This is a genomic window from Pseudomonas sp. MWU12-2319 (assembly GCF_023242525.1).
Taxonomy (GTDB): domain Bacteria; phylum Pseudomonadota; class Gammaproteobacteria; order Pseudomonadales; family Pseudomonadaceae; genus Aquipseudomonas; species Aquipseudomonas gingeri_D.
This window is the reverse complement of sequence record NZ_JALJES010000008.1, coordinates 194,271-217,024: the sequence shown is the minus strand read 5'-3', so window position 1 is coordinate 217,024 and position 22,754 is coordinate 194,271. Positions and strand designations below refer to the sequence as shown.

The window sequence follows — 22,754 nt, the reverse complement described above, 5'->3', positions numbered from 1 at the left end:
TGCAGCAATCACCGATAAAACCGACAAGAGGCGATGCGATGAGCAATCCAGTCAAAGCAAGGAAAAGCGACAGCACGGTTGATGCCTGGGCGATCCTGTTCCTGATCATCCTGGTGGTGGCCACCGCTGTATTCTGGGTCAGTCACAAATAAGGCGGCACCTGCCGTCACGCGGATGCACAATCTGCCGTAACTGTAGGAGCGAGCTTGCTCGCGATGAACGCAAGGGCACTGCGCTTATCCGAGGCCCCGCGTTATCGTTGACGTCCATCGCGAGCAAGCTCGCTCCTACATTTCGTAGCGTTTTTATGGTGAGAGTTGTCGGACAATTCCGATGGTCTGCCGCAAGGTACAGGCAATTTGCCTGTATGATACGCCGCTATTTTCCGGGGCGCGGTGACATGCTGAAGACTCTCTGCAAAGGCTTGCTGATCCTGAGCCTGCCGTTCTGGATGGTGGCCCAGGCCACCACGGTGGTGTTTCTCAATCCTGGTTATTCCACGGAGCCGTTCTGGGTCAGTTATGCCCATTTCATGCAGGCGGCCGCGAGCAATCTCGGCATGGACCTGACGGTGCGTTATGGCGAGCGCGACCCGCAAACCAGTCTCGCCCAGGCTTACGAAACCCTGCAGGCCGCGCACCCTCCCGATTACCTGATATTCGTCAATGAGCAGTCCGTGGCCCCGCAAATCCTGCGGATGGCCCAGGGCCGCGGGGTCAAGCTGTTCATTGTCAACAACCGCTTGACCGCGGAGCAGAGCGAGCGGCTCGGTGACGTACCGGAGCTGCTGGGCAGCCTGGTGCAGAACGACGAACAGGGCGGCTACCTGATGCTCAAGGAGCTGGTCCGGCAACGCTCGTTGCAGGCGCCCGGCCAGCCCATTGACCTGCTGGCCTTTGCCGGGATGAAGCTCACTCCGGCCTCGCAACTGCGCGAGCAAGGCCTGCGTCGGGCGCTGGCGGAGTTCCCGCAGGTGCATCTGCGGCAGTTGGTCTACGGCGAGTGGAGTCGCGCCCGCGCCTTTGATCAAGCCGAGCAGATGATTCGGCGCTATCCGCAGACGTCACTGGTCTGGGCGGCCAACGATGAAATGGCCCTGGGGGCCATGGCTGCCTTCGAAAAGGCGGGTCGCCGGCCTGGACGGGATGTCCTGTTCAGTGCCGTCAACAGTTCTGCGGATATTCTCCGGGCGCGTATCGACGGGCGCCTGAGCGTGCTGGTGGCCGGGCACTTCACCCTGGGTGGCTGGGCGATGGTGCTGCTGCGTGATCATGCCGACGGAGTCGACTTTACCCGCTATGGTGGCCGTGATCGGCAGGTCCAGGCACTTGAACTGATCGACAAGGCCCAGGCCGAGAAACTGTTGCGCTTCAGCACCAACGAGGATTACCGCGTGGATTTCAGGGCTCTGAGTGCCCGCGGCAAGTCGGGCAGCTACCGTTATCCGTTCACCCTGAAAACCGTACTGCCCTGAGTTCGGCCGCGCCTGCCGGTGTCATACGCCGGCGAAGTGCAGCACCAGCTTGACCACCCCGTAGAGCGTCAGACCGAAGATCGCGGTGAACAGGATGCCAATCATCACGAAGTGGCTCGGTTTGCCATGGGTAAAGTCACGGGCACGGTTTTTCCCGCTTTGTACGCCAAAGGCCGCCGCCATGACGCTATGGAGCATTTGCCAGAAGGTCGGCGGCTTGTTGTCGAGCGGATCGTCCATGGAGTCCTCCACACACAAGGTTGTGTGTGGAGAGCATAGACAATTCTCCCGTTAGTTGTCGTAGCCCAGGTTCGGTGCCAGCCAGCGCTCACTGACACTCAGCTCCTGGCCCTTGCGCGCGGTGTAGCTTTCGACCTGGTCCTTGTCGACCTTGCCGACGGCGAAGTACTGCGCCTGCGGATGGGCGAAATACCAGCCGCTGACCGCCGCCGCCGGGAACATCGCGTAGTGCTCGGTGAGGAACACGCCGCTGTCGCCGGCCTTGCCTTCGCTGGCCGCCGGGTCGAGCAGGGCGAACAGGGTGCCTTTCTCGGTGTGGTCGGGGCAGGCCGGGTAGCCGGGCGCCGGACGAATACCGCTGTACTGCTCCTTGATCAGCGCGTCGTTGTCCAGTTGCTCGTCCTTGGCATAACCCCAGTAGTTTTTCCGCACCTGTTGGTGCAGCCACTCGGCACAGGCCTCGGCCAAGCGGTCGGCGAGGGCCTTGACCATGATCGAGTTGTAGTCGTCGCCCTTGTCCTGATAGGCCTTGGCGACTTCTTCGGCGCCGATCCCTGCGGTGGTGATAAAGCCGCCCACGTAGTCGGTCAGGCCGCTGTCTTTCGGCGCGACGAAGTCGGCCAGGGAGAAGTTCGGCTTGCCGTCGGTCTTGATGATCTGCTGGCGCAGGTGATGCAGCTTGGCCAGTGGCTGGCCATCGGCGCCGTAGACTTCCAGGTCATCGTCCTGCACCTGGTTGGCCGGCCAGAAGCCGAACACCGCGCGGGCGCTGATCAGTTTCTCGTTGATCAGCTTGTCGAGCATTTCCCGGGCATCGGCATAGAGGGCGGTCGCGGCTTCGCCGACCACTTCATCCTCGAGAATGCGCGGGAATTTTCCGGCCAGGTCCCAGGAGATAAAGAACGGCGTCCAGTCGATGTATTCGGCGAGGACCCTGAGATCGATATTGTCCAGCACCTTGGTGCCGGTGAAGGTCGGTTTGACCGGCTGGTAGGTGCTCCAGTCGAACTGCGGCTTCTTGGCGATGGCCGCCGGGTAGCTCAGGCGTTCGGTACGGGCGCTGCGGTTGGCGGTGCGCTCGCGGACCTCGACGTACTCCTCGCGGGTCCTCTGGACGAAGCCGGGCTTGAGTTCCTTGGACAGCAACTGGGTCGCCACGCCGACGGCGCGGGAGGCGTCGGTGACATAGACCACCGCATCGTTGCTGTAGCGCGGTTCGATCTTCACCGCGGTGTGGGCCTTGGAGGTGGTCGCGCCGCCGATCATCAGCGGCAGGTGGAAGTCCTGGCGCTGCATTTCCCGGGCGACATGGACCATTTCATCCAGCGACGGGGTGATCAGCCCGGACAGGCCGATGATGTCGCACTTCTGCTCCTTGGCCACTTGGAGGATTTTCTCCGCCGGGACCATTACGCCGAGGTCGACGATGTCGTAGCCGTTGCAACCGAGGACCACGCCGACGATATTCTTGCCGATGTCGTGGACGTCGCCCTTGACCGTGGCCATGAGGATCTTGCCCTTGGCTTCCGGCTTGTCGCCTTTTTCCAGCTCGATGAACGGGATCAGGTGGGCCACCGCCTGCTTCATCACCCGGGCGGACTTCACCACCTGGGGCAGGAACATCTTCCCGGCGCCGAACAGGTCGCCGACGATGTTCATGCCGGACATCAGCGGGCCTTCGATCACTTCGATCGGGCGCTTGAAGGACTGGCGCGACTCTTCGGTGTCTTCAACGATGTGGGTGGTGATGCCCTTGACCAGCGCGTGTTCCAGGCGCTTGTTGACGGGCCAGCCACGCCACTCTTCGGTCTCGGCTTCCTTGACGCTGCCGTCGCCCTTGTACTTGTCGGCGATGGCGAGGAGGGCGTCGGTGCCTTCCGGGGTGCGGTTGAGGATCACATCCTCGACGGCGTCACGCAGTTCCGCCGGGATCTGGTCGTAGATCTCCAACTGGCCGGCGTTGACGATACCCATGGTCAGGCCGTTGCGGATCGCGTACAGCAGGAACACCGAGTGGATCGCCTCGCGCACCGGGTTGTTGCCGCGGAACGAGAACGATACGTTGGACACGCCGCCGCTGGTCAGCGCATGGGGCAGCTCGTCGCGGATATAGGCGCAGGCATTGATGAAATCGACGGCGTAGTTGTTGTGTTCCTCGATGCCGGTGGCGACGGCAAAGATGTTCGGGTCGAAGATGATGTCTTCCGGCGGGAAGCCGACTTCATTCACCAGGATGTCGTAGGAGCGTTTGCAGATTTCCTTCTTGCGCGCTTCGGTGTCGGCCTGGCCGGCTTCGTCGAAGGCCATCACCACCACGGCGGCGCCGTAGCGCTTGCACAGTTTGGCGTGATGAATGAACTGCTCGACCCCTTCCTTCATGCTGATGGAGTTGACGATGCCCTTGCCCTGGATGCACTTGAGGCCGGCTTCGATCACTTCCCACTTCGAGGAGTCGATCATGATCGGTACGCGGGAGATATCCGGCTCACCGGCGATCAGGTTGAGGAAGGTGACCATGGCCTTCTTCGAGTCGAGCATGCCCTCGTCCATGTTGATGTCGATCACCTGGGCACCGGCTTCCACCTGCTGCAGGGCGACTTCAAGGGCTTCGGTGTAATTGTCCTCGCGGATCAGCCGGGCGAACTTGGCGGAGCCGGTGATATTGGTCCGCTCGCCGACGTTGACGAACAACGACTGGCGATCGATGGTGAACGGCTCCAGGCCGGACAGGCGGCACGCCTTTGGGATATCCGGAATGGGGCGTGGCGCGTAACCGGCCACCGCCTTGGCGATGGCGCCGATATGGCCGGGGGTGGTCCCGCAGCAACCGCCGACGATGTTCAGGAAACCGCTCTGGGCGAATTCCTCGATGACCTTGGCGGTTTCTTCCGGCAGTTCGTCGTACTCGCCGAATTCGTTTGGCAGGCCGGCGTTGGGGTGCGCGGACACGTGGGTGCTGGCCTTGTTCGACAGCTCTTCCAGGTAAGGGCGCAACTCGCTGGCGCCGAGGGCGCAGTTCAGGCCCACCGAGATCGGCTTGGCGTGGGCCACGGAGTTCCAGAAGGCTTCGGTGGTCTGGCCGGACAGGGTGCGGCCGGAGGCATCGGTGATGGTCCCGGAGATCATGATCGGCAGTTCGAAGCCCAGCTCTTCATACACGCCTTGCACGGCGAAGATCGCGGCCTTGGCGTTGAGGGTGTCGAAGATGGTCTCGATCAGGATCAGGTCGGCGCCGCCTTCGATCAGGCCCTTGGTGGCCTCGGTGTAGTTCTCCACCAGTTCATCGAAGGTCACGTTGCGGTAGCCGGGGTTGTTCACGTCCGGCGACAGCGAGCAGGTACGGCTGGTCGGGCCGAGCACGCCGGCGACGAAACGTGGCTTGTCCGGGGTCTCCAGGGTTTTCGCGTCGGCCACCTTGCGGGCCAGGCGCGCGCCTTCCACGTTCAGTTCGTAGACCAGCGCTTCCATGCCATAGTCGGCCTGGGACACCTGAGTGGCGTTGAAGGTGTTGGTTTCCAGGATATCCGCGCCGGCATCCAGGTAGGCCTTCTCGATCGAGCCGATCACATCCGGGCGGGTGATGACCAGCAGGTCGTTGTTGCCCTTTACATCGCTGGGCCAGTCGGCGAAACGTTTGCCGCGATAGTCCTGCTCCTCGAGCTTGTAGCTCTGGATCATGGTGCCCATGCCGCCGTCGAGAATCAGGATGCGCTCTTTGAGAGCTTTCTGGAGAGCTTGAAGGCGAGCGCTGCGATCGGACATGGAAACTACCTGGAAAGGACGGATACAGAAGAGCCGCGATGATAGCAAACCTGTGCGCTTTTAGAGCATTCCAAGGTTTTTCATGAATATCGCTCATGTTTAAGGCGCAATGAGGCTGTAGAATCGTCGTGTTTTTACTTCAAGGATCAGAGCCATGCCGTACCGTTTTTTCAGCGCTTTCCTACTGCTGGTGCTTAGCAGTATCACCCAGGCGCAAGATTCGGCTCCGGCGATTTCCTATACCCGCGACATTCAACCGATCTTCGCCGAGAAGTGCGTGGCTTGCCATGCGTGCTACGACGCGGCGTGCCAGCTCAATCTGGGCAGCGCCGAGGGCGCGGCGCGCGGTGCGTCGAAGATTCCGGTGTATAACGGCAACCGCAGCGAGGCCTCCCAGCCCACGCGCCTGTATATCGACGCCCATACCCCGCGCCAATGGCAACAGAAGCAGTTTTACTCCGTGCTGGATGCCCAGGGCAGCCAGGCCGCCCTGATGTCGCGCATGTTGGAATTGGGTCATCGTACGCCCTTGCAGCCCAATGCCAAGCTGCCGGAAGACATCGTACTGGGCCTGAACCGCGAGAATATGTGTCCGATGCCCGGCGAGTTCGAGGTCTATGCCGATGCCCACCCGAAAGAGGGCATGCCGCTGGCCGTGACCGGGCTGACCGATCAGCAGTACCAGACCTTGCAACGTTGGCTGGCCTCCGGCGCGCCGATGGATGAACAGGCCCTGGCACCGAGTGCCAGGGAGTCGTTGCAGATTACCCAATGGGAAAACCTGCTCAACGCTCCGGGAGCCCGGGAAAGCCTGGTGGGGCGCTGGCTCTATGAACACTGGTTCCTGGCGCACATCTATTTCGAGGGGGGCGAGCCGGGACACTTTTTCCAGTGGGTGCGTTCGCGCACGCCGAGCGGCCAGCCGATCGAACTGATCAACACCCGCCAGCCGAACGATGACCCGGGCATCCAGGTGTATTACCGGTTATGGCCGGTGCAGGGCGTGATCGTGTACAAGACCCATATCACCTATGCCCTGAGCGCGGCGAAGATGGCGCGGATCAAGACCCTGTTCTACAGCGGCAACTGGCAGGTCACGGCCTCGCCGGGCTACGGCCCGCAGCGACGGGCCAACCCCTTCGAAACCTTCGAGGCGATCCCGGTGGCGGCGCGTTATCAGTTCATGCTCGATAACGCCGAATACTTCGTCGACACCTTTATCCGTGGGCCGGTCTGTCGCGGGCAGATTGCTACCGACGTGATTCGTGACAACTTCTGGGTATTTTTCCAGGCCCCGGAACATGATCTGTACATCACCGATGCGGTTTATCGCGGGGCCGCGACGCCGCTGCTGGCGACGCCGGGGCAGAATGACGATGTCGGCAGTGTGTTGAGCCTGTGGCTGGCCTATCGCGACAAGCGCAACGAGTATGAGGCCTTGCGCAGGGATGTCTACGCCACTGTCCGGGCCCCGAGTTGGTCGAGCTTGTGGGCCGGCAACGACAATGCCTTGCTGAGCATTTTCCGCCATTTTGACAGCGCCACGGTGAGCAAGGGCCTGATCGGCGAGGTACCGCAAACCCTGTGGCTGTTCGACTACCCGCTGCTGGAGCGGACCTATTACCAGTTGGTGGTGAACTTCGACGTGTTTGGCAATGTGTCCCATCAGGCGCAGACCCGGCTGTACTTCGATCTGATCCGCAACGGTGCCGAACAGAATTTCCTGCGCCTGATGCCGGCTAATTCCCGCGATGGGTACCTCGACGACTGGTACCAGAACGGCGGCAAGCTGAAGATGTGGCTGGACTACGAGCGTATCGACGACAGCAAGCCGAGTGCCCTGAAGCTGGATGAAAAGGATCCGAAGGGCGACTTCGTCAGGCAACTGCTGGTGCGTTACGGCGATCTGAATGCGCATCCGGACCCGATCAACCGATGTGACGGCGCGTACTGTTCGCGCCCGAACATCGACCCGGCGCTGCAGGAGGCCGAGCAGTCACTGAGTCGCCTGACCTCGCGGCCGGCGGCCGGGCTCAAGGTTGTCGAACAGTTGCCGGAGGCCACGATGCTGCGCATTGAAAGCCGTAGCGGCAAGCGTGAGATCTACAGCCTGTTGCGCAACCGTGCCCACAGCAACGTGGCCTTTATGCTTGGCGAGGCTTCTCGCTATCAGCCGGGGTTGGACACCGTGACCATTTATCCCGGGATCCTCAGCAGCTATCCGAATTTCATGTTCAATATTCCCGCCGATCAGGTGCCTGAGTTTGTCGATGCCATGGAGCAGTCCAAGGACGCCGCGAGCTTCGAAAAGATCGTCCAGCGCTGGGGGATTCGTCGCAGTCATCCGCAGTTCTGGCAGTATTTCCATGATTTGACGACTTACCTGCAGGAAACCGACCCGGTCAATGCCGGGGTGCTGGATATGAACCGCTACGAGAACCTTTGAGGGCAGGGGTCACTGGAAATAGCGACTGGGCGATTCGCCCAGCGCCCGGCGGAATACCGTGGCAAAGGCGCTCGGGCTGCTGTAGCCCAGTTCCATGGCTACTCGCGTCACCGCTTCGCCATTGCCCAGGCGGACGATCGCCGCCAGCAGGCATGCCTGTTGGCGCCATTCGACGAAGCTGACGCCGGTGTGCTGGCGGAACAGCCGGGTGAAGGTACGCCGGCTCATGCCAGCGCCTTGAGCCATCTCGTCGATAGCGATTTCCAGGGATGGCTGGTCGAGCAAGCGGCGGCAGATCCTGGCCAGGCGCGGTTCCCTGGGGAGCGGGGCGTTCAGTGCCAGCTTCGGCATCCTGGCGATTTCGTGGAGCAACAGGCCCAGCAGGTACTCGTCGCGCTCGCTGAGCGGGGCCGGGACCTGCGCCGCCTGCTCGAGCAACTGCCGCAGCAGCTCGGAAACCCCCAGTACCTGGCAGTCTTCGGCCAGCGCCAGACGTTGCTGGGCGGCCGGCAGAATATAAGCGTTGAGCATGGTCACCGGGCCGCGCATGCACATGGCGTGAGGGAGTCCGGCCGGAACCCAGATGGCGCGCCCCGGCGGCACGACCCAGTCGCCCTGGTCGGTAAATACCGTGATCACCCCACAGGCGGCATAGGCGAACTGGCCGCGTTCGTGGTTATGGTGGTCGAATCCCTGGTTGTCGGCATAGTCGTGGCGGGTGACGACCACCTCGCGTGAGGTGCTGGGATAAAAGTCGGTGGTGAGAATAGGCATGGCCCATTTTTAATTGAAGTTGACCTTGCATTGCAAGCGGGCCAGGTACGGGCATCGGCAAAGTAGTCGGGTACCGGCGAGTCATATCGCCGTTCCTGACTATCCGGATGGTTTGCCATGCAGAAAAAACACCTGTTGCTCGCCGTGCTGGTCACGGCTGTCTGGGGTTTGAACTTTCCCATCACCAAGCTGGGCCTGACCCACATCGATCCGCTGCTGCTGACGGCGCTGCGCTTTACCCTGGCCGCTCTGCCGTGGGTGTTTTTCATTCGCCGGCCGCAAGTGGCCATGTCCTGGATCGTCGCCTACGGTCTGATTTTCGGGGTCGCCATGTGGGGCCTGATCAACTTCGGCATCAGCCTGGGGGTTCCCCCCGGAACGGCGGCGCTGCTGATCCAGACCAGCGCCTTCTTCACCCTGGGCTGGGGCGTGTTGCTGTTTCGCGAGTCGTTGAGCGGGTCCCAGCTGCTCGGCGCACTGCTGGCGGCCCTGGGCCTGGCCTGCGTGCTGTGCGACAGCCCGGCGGGCGAGAGCCGCTCCGGGTTGCTGTTGATCGTGCTCAGCGCCGTCGCCTGGAGCCTGGGCAATGTGCTGATCAAGCTGTCCCGGGTCAAGGAGGTGTTCGCCTTCGTGGTCTGGGCCAGTCTGTTCGCGCCGCTGCCGCTGTTCCTGCTCACCTGGCTCAAGCACGGCGCGGCGCCCTTCGTCGCGCTGCCGGATCAGGTCGGGCCGGGCCTGCTGTTCTCCCTGGCGTTCCAGGTCTATGGCGCCACGCACCTGTGTTACTGGGGCTGGAACCTGTTGTTGCGCGAATACCCGCTGTCGCGGGTAGCACCGCTGTCTCTGCTGATTCCGGTATTTGCCATTGTCGGTTCGATGCTGTTGCTCGGCACCTGGCCAAGCCCGGCGGGCTGGATCGCCAGCGCGCTGATTTTCTCGGCGCTGCTGGTGGGGGCGATCCGTTGGCGACCCCTGCTTTCCCGACAAAAATACTAGGACTTTGTCCGGCGGCTCGATTGGCGTAAACTGGCGGCAAGTCTGTGAGGAGATTCCATGAGCGCCATAACCATTACCGATGCCGCCCACGATTATCTGGCTGATCTGCTGTCGAAGCAGAACACCCCGGGGATCGGCATCCGCGTTTTCATTACCCAGCCGGGTACCCAGTACGCCGAAACCTGTATTGCCTACTGCAAGCCGGGTGAAGAAAAACCTGAAGACACCGCGCTGGGGCTGAAAAGCTTCACCGCGTGGATCGATTCCTTCAGCGAAGCCTTCCTCGATGATGCCGTGGTCGATTACGCCACCGACCGTATGGGCGGCCAGTTGACCATCAAGGCGCCAAACGCCAAGGTGCCGATGGTCAATGCCGACAGCCCGGTCAACGAGCGTATCAACTACTACCTGCAAACCGAAATCAACCCGGGGCTGGCCAGCCACGGCGGTCAGGTCAGCCTGATCGAGGTGGTTGAAGACGGCATCGCCGTGCTGCAGTTCGGTGGTGGTTGCCAGGGCTGCGGCCAGGCCGACGTGACCTTGCGCGAAGGCATCGAGCGCACCTTGCTCGAGCGGATTCCCGAGCTCAAGGGCGTACGTGATGTGACTGACCATACGCAGAAAGAAAACGCCTACTACTGAGTTCGGTAGCAGGGCGTTCGCTGCGTTCGGTTGGATAAAAAAACGGTGCCCGTGAGCACCGTTTTTTTATGGGGGATTGGTGGTGGCTGTTCCGGACTCTTCGCGGGCAAGCTCCGCTCCCACATGGAGTTTTGTGTTGTTCATATAATTCACGCTCAACACCGATACTGTGGGAGCGGAGCTTGCCCGCGAAGAGGCCCTCAAGAGCGGCACATGATTATGACCCAGAAACCCGGTTCTCCAGGTAATCACGCAACCGCTCCTGCAGATAGGGCACACCCAACGGGTGCTCCAGGTACTCGACAATCGACATCATTCGCCAATACTGGCCTTCGTCGCCAAACCGGATCGCCTCGATTTCCTCGCGGCTCAGTTGCCCCACCAGAAACCACGAATGGGTATTGGGCTGGGTGACACTGGGATAACGCCGTGCCCATTCGATGCGCTCAGCCCCGATACGCAGGGAAAACTCCTCGTCCAGCTCCCGCAGCGCGCATTCGCTCGGTGTTTCCTCACCTTCACGACCACCGCCGGCAAAGTCCCAATGCCCGGGATAGGGGATGCTGTCCTTCATGTCACGCAGATAGGTCAGCAGCTCGTCGCCGCAGAGCAGGGCCAGCTTGGCGCCGGAGAACAGCGGATCGGACATGGTGTTATCCCCCAAATGATCACGGTCGATAAAGGTGGGCATGGCCGGCCCGATACAGCGAAGACTCGCTGAAGTGGTCGCTGCCCAGCACGCGCCCCACCAGGATCAGGGCCGTGCGACGAAAGCCCTTGGCCTCGACCTGGGCCTGAATATCCGCGAGCGTCCCCACAACCCAGTCCTGATCGGGCCAGGTGGCGCGATGGATCACCGCGATCGGACAGTCCGCGCCGTAATGCGGCAGCAACTCCTCGATGATTTTAGCCAGATGCTTGACCCCCAGGTGAATCGCCATGGTCGCCCGGTGCTGGGCCAGGCTGGCCAACTCTTCTCCGGCCGGCATCGCGGTCTTGTCGGCATAACGGGTCAGGATCACGCTTTGGGAAATATCCGGCAGCGTCAGCTCGGCGCCGAGCAGGGCCGCGCAGGCGGCGGTCGCGGTCACGCCGGGGACGATTTCATAGGCGATGCCCAGTTCGCGCAGGGGGCGGATCTGCTCGCCGATGGCGCCGTAGAGCGACGGATCCCCGGAATGCACCCGCGCCACGTCCTGGCCCAGGGCATCGGCCGCCTTGATCAGGTCGATGATCTGTTCCAGGTGCAGTTCGGCGCTGTTGACCACCTGGCTGGCGCAGTGGCCTTGCAGGACGGCTTCGGGCACCAGGGAGCCGGCGTAGATGATCACCGGGCAACTGCGGATCAGGCGTTGGCCCTTGACGGTAATGAGTTCCGGGTCGCCGGGGCCGGCGCCAATGAAATAGACGGTCATGACACTCTCTGGACGGACTGCACAGGGCCTCACATGAACGATGTTCATGCAGGAGGAGGGGATTATCTAGGGTTTTGCCCGGTCCAGGCCAGCGCAAAGGTCGCCATGGGGTTCTTCTGCCGTGAAACCAGCAGGTTCGCCCGTGTTTGCCCCAACTGTTCGGCCAGGGCCAGCGCGGCACTTTCGGCCACGCCATGGCAGCCGGTCTGCTCGAAGGCCAGGCGGGAACGATGGCTGAGGCGTGGTTCGTAAGGCGCCAGCTCGGTCGCGCTGAAGAACACCAGCGGCAGGTTCAGGCGCTGCGCGAGTTCGAGCAGGCCCGGCTCAGCCTTTTTTCCGTCAATGCTCGCCAGCCCCTTGATCGCCTTGAGGTCGATTCCATGGGCCTGTAACGACTGCTCCAGCAACGCCTGCAGGGTCGAAGCGCTGCAGCCCTGGCGGCAGCCGAGGCCAATCGCAAGGATCGGCGTTGTCTGGGTTTGTGTCATGGGTGAGGCTCGGGGGGGATGGCGGGGCTGGAGTGAGTTATAGAATGCTTTTGATCTTGAGTCTCAGCTGATCGATGGAGAAGGGCTTGCCGATCACCTGCACGCCGGGCGCCAGCTCGATGCTTTCGGCGTAGCCGCTGGCAAACAGCACCGGCAGCCCGGGGCGCATCTGGCAGGCGGCCTTGGCCAACTCGCGGCCATCCATTTCGGGCAGTCCGACATCGGTCATCAGCAGGTCGATACGGGTATCGGCCTGTCTGAGAATATCCAGGGCCTTGTCGCTGCCGTCGGCCTCCAGGACATGGAACTCCAGTTCCTCCAGGACGTCGACGATCAGCATGCGCACAATGGCATCGTCTTCGACAACAAGGATGGTGGAGGTGGCTGCTGGCATAAGGGGGTATCCCAAAAGTGAAGGGTGGATCAAGGCCGCTGAAATGCTCTGCCTTCTGCATCAGTAAGCCACCAGGTCGGACAAGTTCCCACACTTGTACAAAAAAAACAAAGTGTACAAGATGATAGGCTAAGGTGAGTCATCACGTCACGGCAGTGCGGCCTGGGAAATTGCATTCTAAGCTGTGAGAAAAAAGTCGGTCTTTTATTCGTATATACGGCAGACTCCTTGATAATCAATAACTTTAATCCGGGCCCTGAAATGAATTCGTTGTCTTCGGTGGATGAACAAAGCTTTCGCAAGTTATTGAGCCGCAACATCAGCCTGCCCTTGGCTGTCGGGGTTCTCAGCGCGATCTTTTTCGTTTCGCTGATCACCTACCTGCTGTCGGTGATCCAGTGGGTCGAGCATACCGACCGGGTGATCAATAACAGCAACGAGGCGATGAAGCTCTCGGTGGATCTGGAAACCGGCATGCGCGGTTTCCTGATTACCGGTGACGAGCATTTCCTCGACCCCTATGAAGTCGCCAAGCCGAAAATCATTGCCGACCTGCGTGGCTTGCAGGAACTGGTCGCGGACAATCCGCAGCAGGTCGACCGCTTCAAGCGTATCGAAGCCTTGCAGAGCTCCTGGAGCGAATACGCTCAGGCGATGATCGGACTGCGGCGTTCCGGCGGCGACTATCAGGGGGCGATCCTGTCGGGGCGTGGCAAGCGCCTGGTTGACGAGATCCGTAGCGAGTTTGAAAACGCCATCGACATGGAGCAGCAACTGCGGCTCGCGCGCAATGATGCCGTAAGCCGCACCACGATCTGGAGCATCGTCCTCTATCTCATTTTTGTGCTGGGTCTGAGCGCCTTGTTGGCCTTTATTGGTCGACGAGATTTATTAGCACTTTCAGCTAATTATGCAAAAAACCTCGCGTCACAACTCAAGAGTGCGGAGCGCCTGGAGCAGCAAGCCTGGCTGCGCAGCGGCCAGACCGAACTGGCCGAGCAGGTGCTCGGCCAACTGACTCTCCAATTGCTGGGGCGCAATATCCTGCAATTCTGCGCCCAGTACATGGGCAGTGCGGTGGCGGCGTTATATGTGCGCGAAGAGCATGGTGGCCTGACCCGTGTCGCCAGCTATGGCTTTTCCCGTGAGCAGGAGCAGCAGGAGCAGGCGATCTTCAGCGATGAAGGCCTGGTTGGCCAGGCCGCGGGCCAGGGCCGCCTGATCCGCCTGGACGAAGTGCCGGTGGATTACTTCAGGGTCAGTTCGGGCCTGGGCAACGGCTCGCCGCGCAGTGTGCTGGTGGTGCCGACCACCAACGATGAGCGGATCAACGGGGTGATCGAGCTGGGTTTCCTGCGGCCCTTGAACGACCGTGATATCGAGCTGCTGGAACTGATTGCCGACAATATCGGCACCTCCATCGAAGCCGCGCGTTACCGCCAGCGCTTGCAGGAGGTGCTGGCCGAGACCCAACAACTCAACGAAGAGTTGCAAGTCCAGCAGGAAGAGCTCAAGACCGCCAACGAAGAGTTGGAAGAACAGTCCCAGGTGCTCAAGGAGTCCCAGGTTCATCTGGAAAGCCAGCAGAGCGAACTCGAACAGACCAACGAGCAGTTGGCCGAGCAGGCCCTGGCCCTGGCCGAGCAGCGTGATGCGATGGACCTCAAGAACAATCAGTTGAACCTGGCCCAGGTCCAACTCGAGGAACGCGCCGAGGAGCTGCAACGCTCGAGCAAGTACAAGTCCGAATTCCTGGCCAACATGTCCCACGAGCTGCGCACGCCGCTCAACAGTTCGCTGATCCTGTCCAAGCTGCTGGCGGAGAACCCCGAGGACAACCTTACGGCGGAACAGGTCAAGTTCGCCGAATCGATCTACAGCGCCGGTAACGATCTGCTCAATCTGATCAACGACATCCTCGATATCTCCAAGGTCGAGGCCGGCAAGTTGGAGGTGCGCCCGGAAAATACCAGTATCGAACGTCTGGTGGAGGGGTTGCGCAACATGTTCCAGCCACTGGCCAGCGACAAGCAGCTGGGGTTCGAGGTCGAGTTGCGCGGCGATCTGCCGACGACGCTGTTCACCGACCGCCAACGTTTGGAACAGGTGTTGAAGAACCTGCTGTCCAACGCCATCAAGTTCACCGAGACCGGTCGGGTCAGCCTGAGCGTGTCGCGCCAGCCGGGTGTCGGGATTGCCTTTACCGTCCGCGACTCCGGCATCGGAATCGCCGCCGAACAGCATGAGAGCATTTTCGAGGCGTTCCGCCAGGCGGACGGCACCACCAACCGCCGTTATGGCGGCACCGGCCTCGGCCTGTCGATTTCCCGCGACCTGGCGGCGCTGCTCGGCGGCTCCATCAATGTGGCCAGCCAGCCCGGCCAGGGCAGTGTGTTTACCCTGGTGATGCCGGAGCGGTATGTGGAGCGCCACGATGGCGTGGGGCCCGCGCCGGTGGTAGCGCCGCCGGCACCGCTGGAGTCCCTGGATCCGCCGCGCAAGCTGGCGCCGGTGGTGGTGATGGAAACGCCGATCCAGCGTTTTGCCGATGACCGTGAAAAAGGCCCGTTCAGCAGCCGCTGTATCCTGGTGATCGAAGATGAACAGAAGTTTGCCCAGATTCTCTACGACCTGGCCCATGAGCTGGGTTACCAGTGCCTGGTGGCCCATGGCGCGGACGAGGGCTTCGAGCTCGCCGCGCAGTTCATCCCCGACGCGATCCTGCTGGACATGCGCCTGCCGGATCATTCCGGCCTGACGGTGCTGCAGCGCCTCAAGGAACAGGCACCGACCCGGCATATCCCGGTGCATGTGATTTCCGTGGAGGACCGCGTCGAGGCCGCCATGCACATGGGCGCCATGGGCTACGCGCTCAAGCCGACCACCCGCGACGAACTCAAGGAGATCTTCACGCGCCTGGAGGCCAAGCTGACCCAGAAGCTCAAGCGCGTACTGCTGGTGGAAGACGATGACCTGCAACGCGACAGCATCGCCCGCCTGATCGGCGACGACGATATCGAGATCACCGCCGTGGGGTTTGCCCAGGAGGCCCTCGATCTGCTGCGCGATACGGTCTTCGACTGCATGATTATCGACCTCAAGCTGCCGGACATGCTCGGCAACGAGTTGCTCAAGCGCATGGCCAGCGAAGACATCCGCGCTTTTCCGCCGGTGATCGTCTATACCGGGCGCAACCTGACCCGCGACGAAGAGGCCGAGCTGCACAAGTACTCGCGCTCGATCATCATCAAGGGCGCGCGCTCGCCGGAGCGCCTGCTCGATGAAGTGACACTCTTTCTGCACAAAGTCGAATCCCAGCTGTCCCATGAAAGACAGCGCATGCTCAAGACCGCCCGCAGCCGCGACAAGGTCTTCGAAGGGCGCAAGATCCTGCTGGTGGACGACGATGTGCGCAATATCTTCGCCTTGACCAGCGCGCTGGAACACAAGGGCGCGATTGTCGAAATCGGCCGTAATGGCCGCGAAGCGATTCAGCGACTCAACGAAGTGGAGGACATCGACCTGGTGTTGATGGACGTGATGATGCCGGAGATGGATGGTTACGAGGCCACGCTGGAGATCCGCAAGGATCCGCGCTGGCGCAAGCTGCCGATCATTGCGGTCACGGCCAAGGCGATGAAGGATGACCAGGAGCGCTGCCTGCAGGCCGGCTCCAATGACTACCTGGCTAAACCGATAGACCTGGATCGACTGTTCTCGTTGATCCGTGTCTGGCTACCGAAGATGGAACGGATCTAGTGGATCGAAGTACCGACATCGAATTGCGGTTGTTGATCGAGGCGATCTACCTCAAGTACAGCTACGATTTTCGCGATTACTCCGGCGCGTCGATCAAGCGCCGGGTTCACCATGCCTTGCTCCAGCTCGATTGCGCAACCATCTCGGCGCTGCAGGAGCGGGTGCTGCACGATCCGGCGGCGTTCATGCAGTTGCTGCAGTACCTGACCATTCCGGTCAGCGAGATGTTTCGCGATCCCGGGCATTTCCTGGCGATTCGCCAGGAGGTGGTGCCGCTGCTCAAGACCTATCCGTCGATCAAGATCTGGATCGCCGGGTGCAGCACCGGTGAGGAGGTGTACTCCATGGCGATCCTGCTGCGTGAAGAAGGTTTGCTCGAACGCACGATCATCTACGCCACCGACATCAACCCCCATTCGCTGGAAAAGGCCAAGCAGGGCATCTTTACCCTGGACAACGTGCGCACCTACGCCGATAACTACCGGGCGTCCGGCGGCGAGCGCGACTTTGCCGAGTACTACAACTCGGCCTACGGCTACGCGATATTCGACAAGACCCTACGGGAAAACGTGACCTTTGCCGACCACAGCCTGGCGACGGATAGTGTATTCTCTGAAACACAGCTGATTTCGTGTCGTAACGTATTGATTTATTTCAATAAAAAACTCCAGGATCGAGCCTTTGGGCTGTTCCATGAGTCGTTGTGTCATCGGGGCTTCCTGGTGCTGGGCAGCAAGGAGACGCTGGACTTTTCAGCCTATGGCAAGCGGTTCGAGGCGTTGGTCAAACAAGAACGGATCTACCGTAAATCATGAACGACCCGTTACTGCAAAGCATCGACCGCCAGCGGGTCGAAGCGGTCGTGGTGGGGGCCTCGGCGGGTGGCGTCGAGGCCCTGATGACCGTGCTCGGCTCGCTGACCACGCGTTTCAGCCTGCCGATCGTGACCGTCCTGCACATGCCGGACGGGCACCGTAGCCAGTTGGCCGAAGTGTTCGGGCGGCGCCTGGCGCTGCCGGTGAAAGAGGCGGACGACAAGGAAAGCATTGTGCCGGGTACTTTGTATTTCGCCGCTCCCGGGTACCACCTGTCCATCGAGCAGGACCGCAGCTTTTCGTTCAGTCGCGAAGAGCGGGTGCATTACTCCCGGCCCTCGATCGATTATCTCTTTGCTTCGGCGGCGGACGCTTATGGTTCGCGGCTGATGGGCATACTCTTGACTGGCGCCAATCAGGATGGCGCCGCGGGTCTGGTACAGATCCAACGCCAGGGTGGCTTGACCGTGGTGCAAGACCCGAATGACGCTCGGGTCGCGACCATGCCCGAAGCCGCGTTGGCGTTGCACCAGCCGGACTACCTTCTTTCTTTGCAGGGCATCGGCCGCCTGCTTGTCGAGCTGGAACGAATCACATGCTGAGTACTATCCAGGCCAAACTGCTGATCGTCGACGATCTGCCGGAGAATCTGCTGGCGCTGGAAGCGCTGATCAGGCGCGAGGACCGCATTGTCTACAAGGCACTCTCGGCGGATGAGGCGCTGTCGCTGCTGCTTCAGCACGAATTCGCCATGGCCATTCTCGATGTGCAGATGCCGGGCATGAATGGTTTCGAACTGGCCGAGTTGATGCGCGGCACCGAGAAGACCAAGAATATTCCCATCGTCTTTGTCAGCGCCGCCGGCCGCGAGCGCAACTACGCCTTCAAGGGCTACGAGAGCGGCGCGGTGGACTTTCTGCACAAACCCCTCGACACCCATGCGGTGAAGAGCAAGGTCAGCATCTTTGTCGAGCTCTATCGACAGAGCAAGGCGATGAAGCTGCAAGTCGAGGCCCTGGAGCAAAGTCGCCGCGAGCAGGGGCTGTTGTTGCAGCAACTGCAGCTAACCCAGGAAGAGTTGCAGCACGCCGTGCGCATGCGCGATGACTTCATGTCGATCGTCTCCCATGAGGTGCGCACGCCGCTCAACGGGCTGATCCTGGAGACCCAACTGCGCAAGATGCACCTGGCCCGGGACAATGCCGACGCCTTCAGCCTGGACAAGATGCGCAGCATGGTCGCGCGGGACGAGCGGCAGATCCAGAGCCTGATTCGCCTGATCGAAGACATGCTCGATGTCTCGCGCATTCGCACCGGCAAGCTGTCGATCCGCCCCGTACGCCTGGACCTGGTGCAACTGGTGAGCAAATTGCTGGAGAGCTTCGCTGCGCAGGTGGACGCGGCCGGGTCGACGATCAGCTATTCGGGCGAGGCGTCACTGGTGGGCGAGTGGGATGAGTTCCGCATCGAACAGGTGATCTCCAACCTGCTGACCAACGCCTTGCGCTATGGCGCCAAAAGCCCGATCGAGGTGCGTGTGTACCGCCAGGCGAACGAGGCCCGGGTTGAAGTGCGTGACCGCGGCATCGGCATCGGCGAAGATGACCAGGCGCGGATCTTTCAGCAGTTCGAGCGGGTGTCCGGCAGTCATGTCGCCGCCGGCTTGGGTCTGGGCCTGTTTATTTCCGAGCAGATTGTCGCGGCCCATGGTGGTCGCATCACCGTCGAGAGTACCCTTGGCGAGGGGGCCTTGTTCTGCGTTTGCCTGCCCTTGTAGGAAAAGCCGACATCAGACGCAACCTCTGGCTGAGCCGATGGTCGTATTGGCAGCAATTTCAGGAATAAAGGCTTCCCATGAGTGAAGATGCACAAGACGTCGTATTGATCGTCGAGGACGATGCCTCGATCCTGATGGTCCTTTCGGCCTACCTTTCCAGCGAGGGCTATCGGGTACTGCAAGCGGAAAACGGCGAGCAGGCGTTCGCGATCCTGGCGAGCAAACCCAACCTGGACCTGATGATCACCGATTTTCGTTTGCCTGGTGGTGTTTCCGGGGTAGAGATCGCCGAGCCCGCGGTCAAGCTGCGCCCGGACCTCAAGGTGATCTTCATCAGTGGTTACCCGGCGGAAATCCGCGAGTCCCACAGTCCCATTGCCCATAGCGCACCGATCCTGGCCAAGCCGTTCGACCTGGATGTCCTCCAGGAGCAGATCCGCAAGCTGTTGGCCTGACCCCCGTCACACACTGATCATCTCGCGAACCTTGGCCGTCAGCAGCTCGAAGGTGAAGGGCTTGGTGATCATTTGCATGCCCGGGTCGAGGAAGCCGCCGCGCACCGCCGCGTGTTCGGCGTAACCGGTGATAAACAGGATCCTCAGTCCGGGCCGCAGTTGCCGGCCGATTTCCGCCAGTTGCCGGCCGTTCATCCCTGGCAGCCCGACGTCACTGATCAACAGGTCGATGCGCTGGCCGGAGTCAAGAATCGGTATCGCGCCATTGGCATCGCAGGCCTCGACAAAACGGTAACCCAGCTCACCGAGCACTTCGCTGACCAGCACCCGCACCGCCGGATCATCCTCGACGATCAGTACGGTTTCACCGTCTTCGGCATGGGGCGCATGGCCGGAGTGCAGCGCTTCGTCCTGGACCACCGGGGCACCCTGGTAGCGCGGCAGGTACAGACTGACCGTGGTGCCCTGGCCGACGGTGCTGTCGATGGCCACATGGCCACGGGACTGTTTGCTGAAACCATAGATCATCGACAGGCCCAGGCCCGTGCCCTGGCCGATGGGTTTGGTGGTGAAAAACGGATCGAAGACCCGGTTGATGATGCTTTGCGGTACGCCGCTGCCGCTGTCGCGCACCTGCAGTACCACATAGTCGCCGGGCTCGAGGTTGGCCTGGGCTTCGGTAAACGCCAGGTCCAACGCCTGGTTGAAGGTCCTGACCAGCAGGTTGCCGCCGTCCGGCATGGCGTCGCGGGCATTCAGCACCAGGTTGAGCAGGGCGCTTTCCAACTGGTTGGGGTCGGCTTCGGCGGTCCACAGGTTTTCACCGAGGGCCATTTCCAGGCGAATGCTTTCATTGAGGCTGCGGTTCAGCAGCTCGCCCATGGAGGTCACCAGCTCGTTCATATTGACGGGCTTGGAGTCCAGCGACTGGCGCCGGGAAAAGGCCAGCAGGCGGTGGGTCAGGCCGGCGGCGCGATTGGCCGAGGTCACGCCGAGGTCGATCAGGCTGTCGAGGTCCTCGAGGCGACCACGGGCCAGCCGCCGCTTGAGCAACTCGAGGCTGCCGATAATGCCGGTGAGCATATTGTTGAAGTCATGGGCGATGCCGCCGGTGAGTTGGCCGACGGCTTCCATTTTCTGCGACTGGCGCAAGGCTTCCTCGTTGTGACGCAGTTGCGCGGTGCGCTCTTCAACCTGTTGTTCGAGGGTTTCGAGGGTGTCCTTGAGGCGCAGTTCGCTTTGGCTGAGGTCGAACAGCCGGTCGCGGGCTTCATACTGGCGGCGGCGTCCGCGAATGGCGGCGGTCACCAGGCTGATCAGGGTTACCGGGTGGAACGGGCGCTCGAGAAAGGTCACATTGCCCAGCAGCGCGCCGAGCCGGGAAGAGGGCGGTTGGTCCGGGCCGCCGTGATGGGTCAGCAGCACGATCGGCAGGTCGGACCAGGCCGGCTGCTGTTGCAGGTACGCCTGCAGGGCGCCCAGGTCCGCTTCGCGCAGGGCCTCGGCGGCGATGATGATCAAACCCACGCCTTGTTCCAACTCGGCGCCGAGTGCCGCCAGGTCCCGGGCGATTACTGCGGGAAAACCGGCCTCGGCGAGAATCCTCAAGGCAATCTGGCTGTCGCGCCCCAGCGGAGCGAGGATGATGGCCCGTTCGGAGACCACGTCGGGGGTAGTCACAAACCTTCTTCCTTGAGCAGGGGCGGGCCTTCACCGAGGTAGGTCGGTACGCCACGCAAGACTCCCTGGAACGCCTCCAGCGGCGCACCGATGGTGATGCCCCGCGCATTGATGCGGTATTCGCGGATCGTCGACTCGTGGGCGCCGGTGCGTTTCTTGATGATGGAGATGGCCCGGCGGACCTTGCCCAGTGCTTCGAAGTAACGCAGCAGGATCACGGTGTCCGCCAGGTAGGTGATGTCCACCGGGGCCTGCATGTCGCCCACCAGCCCGTGCTGGGCGACGGTCATGAAGGTCGCCGCGCCCTGGCGATTGAGGTAGAGCAGCAACTCGTGCATATGCAGGATCAGCGCATTTTCTTCCGGCATGGCGGCCTGGTAACCGTTGATGCTGTCGATCACCACGGTCTTGATCCCGCCCTGATCCACGCAGCGGCGCACCCGATGGGAGAACTCACCGGGTGACAGTTCGGCGGCGTCGACCTGCTCGATCAACAGGTTGCCAGTGTCTTGCAGGGCCTGGAGATCAATGCCGATATTGCGCATGCGTTCGAACAGCAAGCCGAGTTCTTCATCGAAAATAAACAACGCGGCTTTCTCGCCGCGGGCCACCGCCGCGGCGGCGAAGACCATCGCGATCAGCGATTTGCCGGTGCCGGCCGGGCCGAGGATCAGGGTGCTGGAGCCGGTTTCGATGCCGCCGCCGAGCAGTGCGTCCATCTCGGCGATGCCGCTGGTGAGTTGCTGGCGTACATAACGGCCACGGTGTTCGGCCGCCACCAGGCGGGGGAAGACATGCAGGCCGTCGCCCATGATGGTGAAGTCATGGAAACCGCCACGGTATTTCTGCCCACGGTACTTCACCACCCGCACGCGGCGTCGTTCGGCGCCGTAGTTGGGGGTCAGTTCCTCCAGGCGGATCACGCCATGGGCGACACTGTGCACGGTCTTGTCGAGGGATTCGGTGGTCAGGTCGTCGAGCAGCAGGACGGTGGCGTCATAACGCACGAAGTAGTGCTTGATCGCCAGGATCTGCCGGCGATAACGCAGCGAGCTCTGGGCCAGCAGGCGAATCTCCGACAGGCTGTCGAGGACCACGCGGGTCGGCTGGACCCGTTCCACCACTTCGAAAATCTGCTTGGTGGCTTCGCCCAGTTCCAGGTCCGAGGAGTACAGCAGGCTTTGCTGATGGTCGGCGTTGAGCAGGCTTTCCGGCGGGGTCAGCTCGAACAGGCTGATGTTCTCGTCCAGTTCCCAGCCGTGGGACGCGGCGCCCTGGCGCAGTTCGCGTTCGGTTTCCGAGAGCGTGATATACAGCGAGCGTTCGCCGGCCTGGGCACCGGCGAGCAGGAAGTGCAGGGCCACGGTGGTCTTGCCGGTACCGGGTTCTCCTTCGAGGAGAAAGACATGGCCGCGGGACAAGCCGCCGCAGAGAATATCGTCCAGCCCTTCAATGCCGGTCGCTGCCTTGGGAGTGATGGGGGCAAGTGATGTAGTCAAGTCCAGACCTCTTGTTACCTAGGAGGGGTCTTGTACTGGACCTTGGGCATTTATCGGGGTTCAAAATTATTGCGCGACTCAGCCGGATGAGCGCGATCTCTCCCTGTGGGTGTCGGCTTGCCGGCGATGGGGGCTGCA

The 22,754-nt window shown here is 61.6% G+C and carries 18 protein-coding genes; 9 read left to right on the top strand and 9 right to left on the bottom strand.

The annotated features are described in order from the left end of the window. Positions 1-400: 400 nt before the first annotated feature. Entirely contained in the window at positions 401-1,474 is a 1,074-nt protein-coding gene (locus M5C01_RS15675; RefSeq protein ID WP_152739537.1) for an ABC transporter substrate-binding protein, read from the top strand. Between the two features lie 21 nt (positions 1,475-1,495). Here M5C01_RS15675 and M5C01_RS15670 read toward each other — a convergent pair whose 3' ends face one another. Together M5C01_RS15670 and metH are read right to left on the bottom strand one after the other, a co-directional pair. Further along, entirely contained in the window at positions 1,496-1,714 is a 219-nt protein-coding gene (locus tag M5C01_RS15670; protein ID WP_103494827.1) for a DUF2970 domain-containing protein, read from the bottom strand. Positions 1,715-1,765: 51 nt separating this feature from the next. Beyond that, positions 1,766-5,476 (bottom strand): methionine synthase, encoded by a 3,711-nt coding sequence (gene metH / locus M5C01_RS15665; protein WP_152739536.1) that lies wholly within the window; start codon positions 5,474-5,476, stop codon positions 1,766-1,768. 154 nt (positions 5,477-5,630) lie between these two features. Between metH and M5C01_RS15660 the strand changes: the two genes are divergently transcribed. Then, positions 5,631-7,922: a fatty acid cis/trans isomerase gene (locus M5C01_RS15660; RefSeq protein WP_152739535.1), complete on the top strand. Its 2,292-nt coding sequence runs from the start codon at positions 5,631-5,633 to the stop codon at positions 7,920-7,922. Positions 7,923-7,931: 9 nt separating this feature from the next. Here M5C01_RS15660 and M5C01_RS15655 read toward each other — a convergent pair whose 3' ends face one another. Beyond that, a complete protein-coding gene (locus M5C01_RS15655) occupies positions 7,932-8,696 on the bottom strand; it encodes a helix-turn-helix transcriptional regulator (RefSeq protein ID WP_152739534.1) in 765 nt (254 codons plus the stop codon). A gap of 117 nt (positions 8,697-8,813) precedes the next feature. Here M5C01_RS15655 and M5C01_RS15650 point away from each other — a divergent pair, with 117 nt between their 5' ends. Both M5C01_RS15650 and nfuA read left to right on the top strand, forming a co-directional pair. Then, on the top strand, positions 8,814-9,692 hold the full coding sequence (locus M5C01_RS15650; protein ID WP_152739533.1) for an EamA family transporter: 879 nt from the start codon (positions 8,814-8,816) through the stop codon (positions 9,690-9,692). 57 nt (positions 9,693-9,749) lie between these two features. After that, the gene (gene nfuA / locus M5C01_RS15645) at positions 9,750-10,334 is read left to right on the top strand and encodes a Fe-S biogenesis protein NfuA (RefSeq protein ID WP_100943656.1); all 585 of its coding nucleotides are present in this window, start codon (positions 9,750-9,752) and stop codon (positions 10,332-10,334) included. A gap of 217 nt (positions 10,335-10,551) precedes the next feature. Here nfuA and M5C01_RS15640 read toward each other — a convergent pair whose 3' ends face one another. The 4 genes from M5C01_RS15640 to M5C01_RS15625 form a co-directional block, all read right to left on the bottom strand. Further along, entirely contained in the window at positions 10,552-10,983 is a 432-nt protein-coding gene (locus M5C01_RS15640) for an NUDIX hydrolase (protein ID WP_152739532.1), read from the bottom strand. A 19-nt stretch (positions 10,984-11,002) separates the two neighbouring features. Continuing rightward, positions 11,003-11,749 carry a precorrin-4 C(11)-methyltransferase gene (gene cobM / locus M5C01_RS15635; protein ID WP_152739531.1) on the bottom strand — a complete coding sequence of 249 codons (747 nt, stop codon included), beginning with the start codon at positions 11,747-11,749 and terminating at the stop codon, positions 11,003-11,005. Between the two features lie 62 nt (positions 11,750-11,811). Beyond that, positions 11,812-12,237, bottom strand: coding sequence for a cobalamin biosynthesis protein (locus M5C01_RS15630; RefSeq protein WP_152739530.1), 426 nt, complete (start codon positions 12,235-12,237; stop codon positions 11,812-11,814). A gap of 37 nt (positions 12,238-12,274) precedes the next feature. Continuing rightward, positions 12,275-12,631, bottom strand: a complete 357-nt coding sequence (locus tag M5C01_RS15625) for a response regulator (protein WP_103494835.1) — start codon at positions 12,629-12,631, stop codon at positions 12,275-12,277. A 261-nt stretch (positions 12,632-12,892) separates the two neighbouring features. Between M5C01_RS15625 and M5C01_RS15620 the strand changes: the two genes are divergently transcribed. From M5C01_RS15620 to M5C01_RS15600, 5 genes are all read left to right on the top strand, one after another. After that, entirely contained in the window at positions 12,893-16,390 is a 3,498-nt protein-coding gene (locus M5C01_RS15620) for a response regulator (protein WP_152739529.1), read from the top strand. Then, complete coding sequence (locus tag M5C01_RS15615; RefSeq protein WP_177098811.1) at positions 16,390-17,205, top strand: protein-glutamate O-methyltransferase CheR; 816 nt, start codon at positions 16,390-16,392, stop codon at positions 17,203-17,205. Before M5C01_RS15620 ends, M5C01_RS15615 begins: the two co-directional genes overlap by 1 nt. Beyond that, on the top strand, positions 17,202-17,807 hold the full coding sequence (locus tag M5C01_RS15610) for a chemotaxis protein CheB (RefSeq protein ID WP_103494838.1): 606 nt from the start codon (positions 17,202-17,204) through the stop codon (positions 17,805-17,807). Before M5C01_RS15615 ends, M5C01_RS15610 begins: the two co-directional genes overlap by 4 nt. Next, the gene (locus M5C01_RS15605; protein WP_103494839.1) at positions 17,801-18,982 is read left to right on the top strand and encodes a hybrid sensor histidine kinase/response regulator; all 1,182 of its coding nucleotides are present in this window, start codon (positions 17,801-17,803) and stop codon (positions 18,980-18,982) included. Before M5C01_RS15610 ends, M5C01_RS15605 begins: the two co-directional genes overlap by 7 nt. Positions 18,983-19,059: 77 nt before the next feature. Then, a complete protein-coding gene (locus M5C01_RS15600) occupies positions 19,060-19,437 on the top strand; it encodes a response regulator (RefSeq protein ID WP_103494840.1) in 378 nt (125 codons plus the stop codon). 6 nt (positions 19,438-19,443) lie between these two features. On the opposite strand, the gene M5C01_RS15595 is transcribed toward M5C01_RS15600, so the two are convergent. Both M5C01_RS15595 and M5C01_RS15590 read right to left on the bottom strand, forming a co-directional pair. After that, on the bottom strand, positions 19,444-21,117 hold the full coding sequence (locus M5C01_RS15595; protein WP_178129848.1) for an ATP-binding protein: 1,674 nt from the start codon (positions 21,115-21,117) through the stop codon (positions 19,444-19,446). Further along, the gene (locus M5C01_RS15590; RefSeq protein ID WP_152739527.1) at positions 21,114-22,616 is read right to left on the bottom strand and encodes an ATPase domain-containing protein; all 1,503 of its coding nucleotides are present in this window, start codon (positions 22,614-22,616) and stop codon (positions 21,114-21,116) included. Before M5C01_RS15590 ends, M5C01_RS15595 begins: the two co-directional genes overlap by 4 nt. Positions 22,617-22,754: the final 138 nt, after the last annotated feature.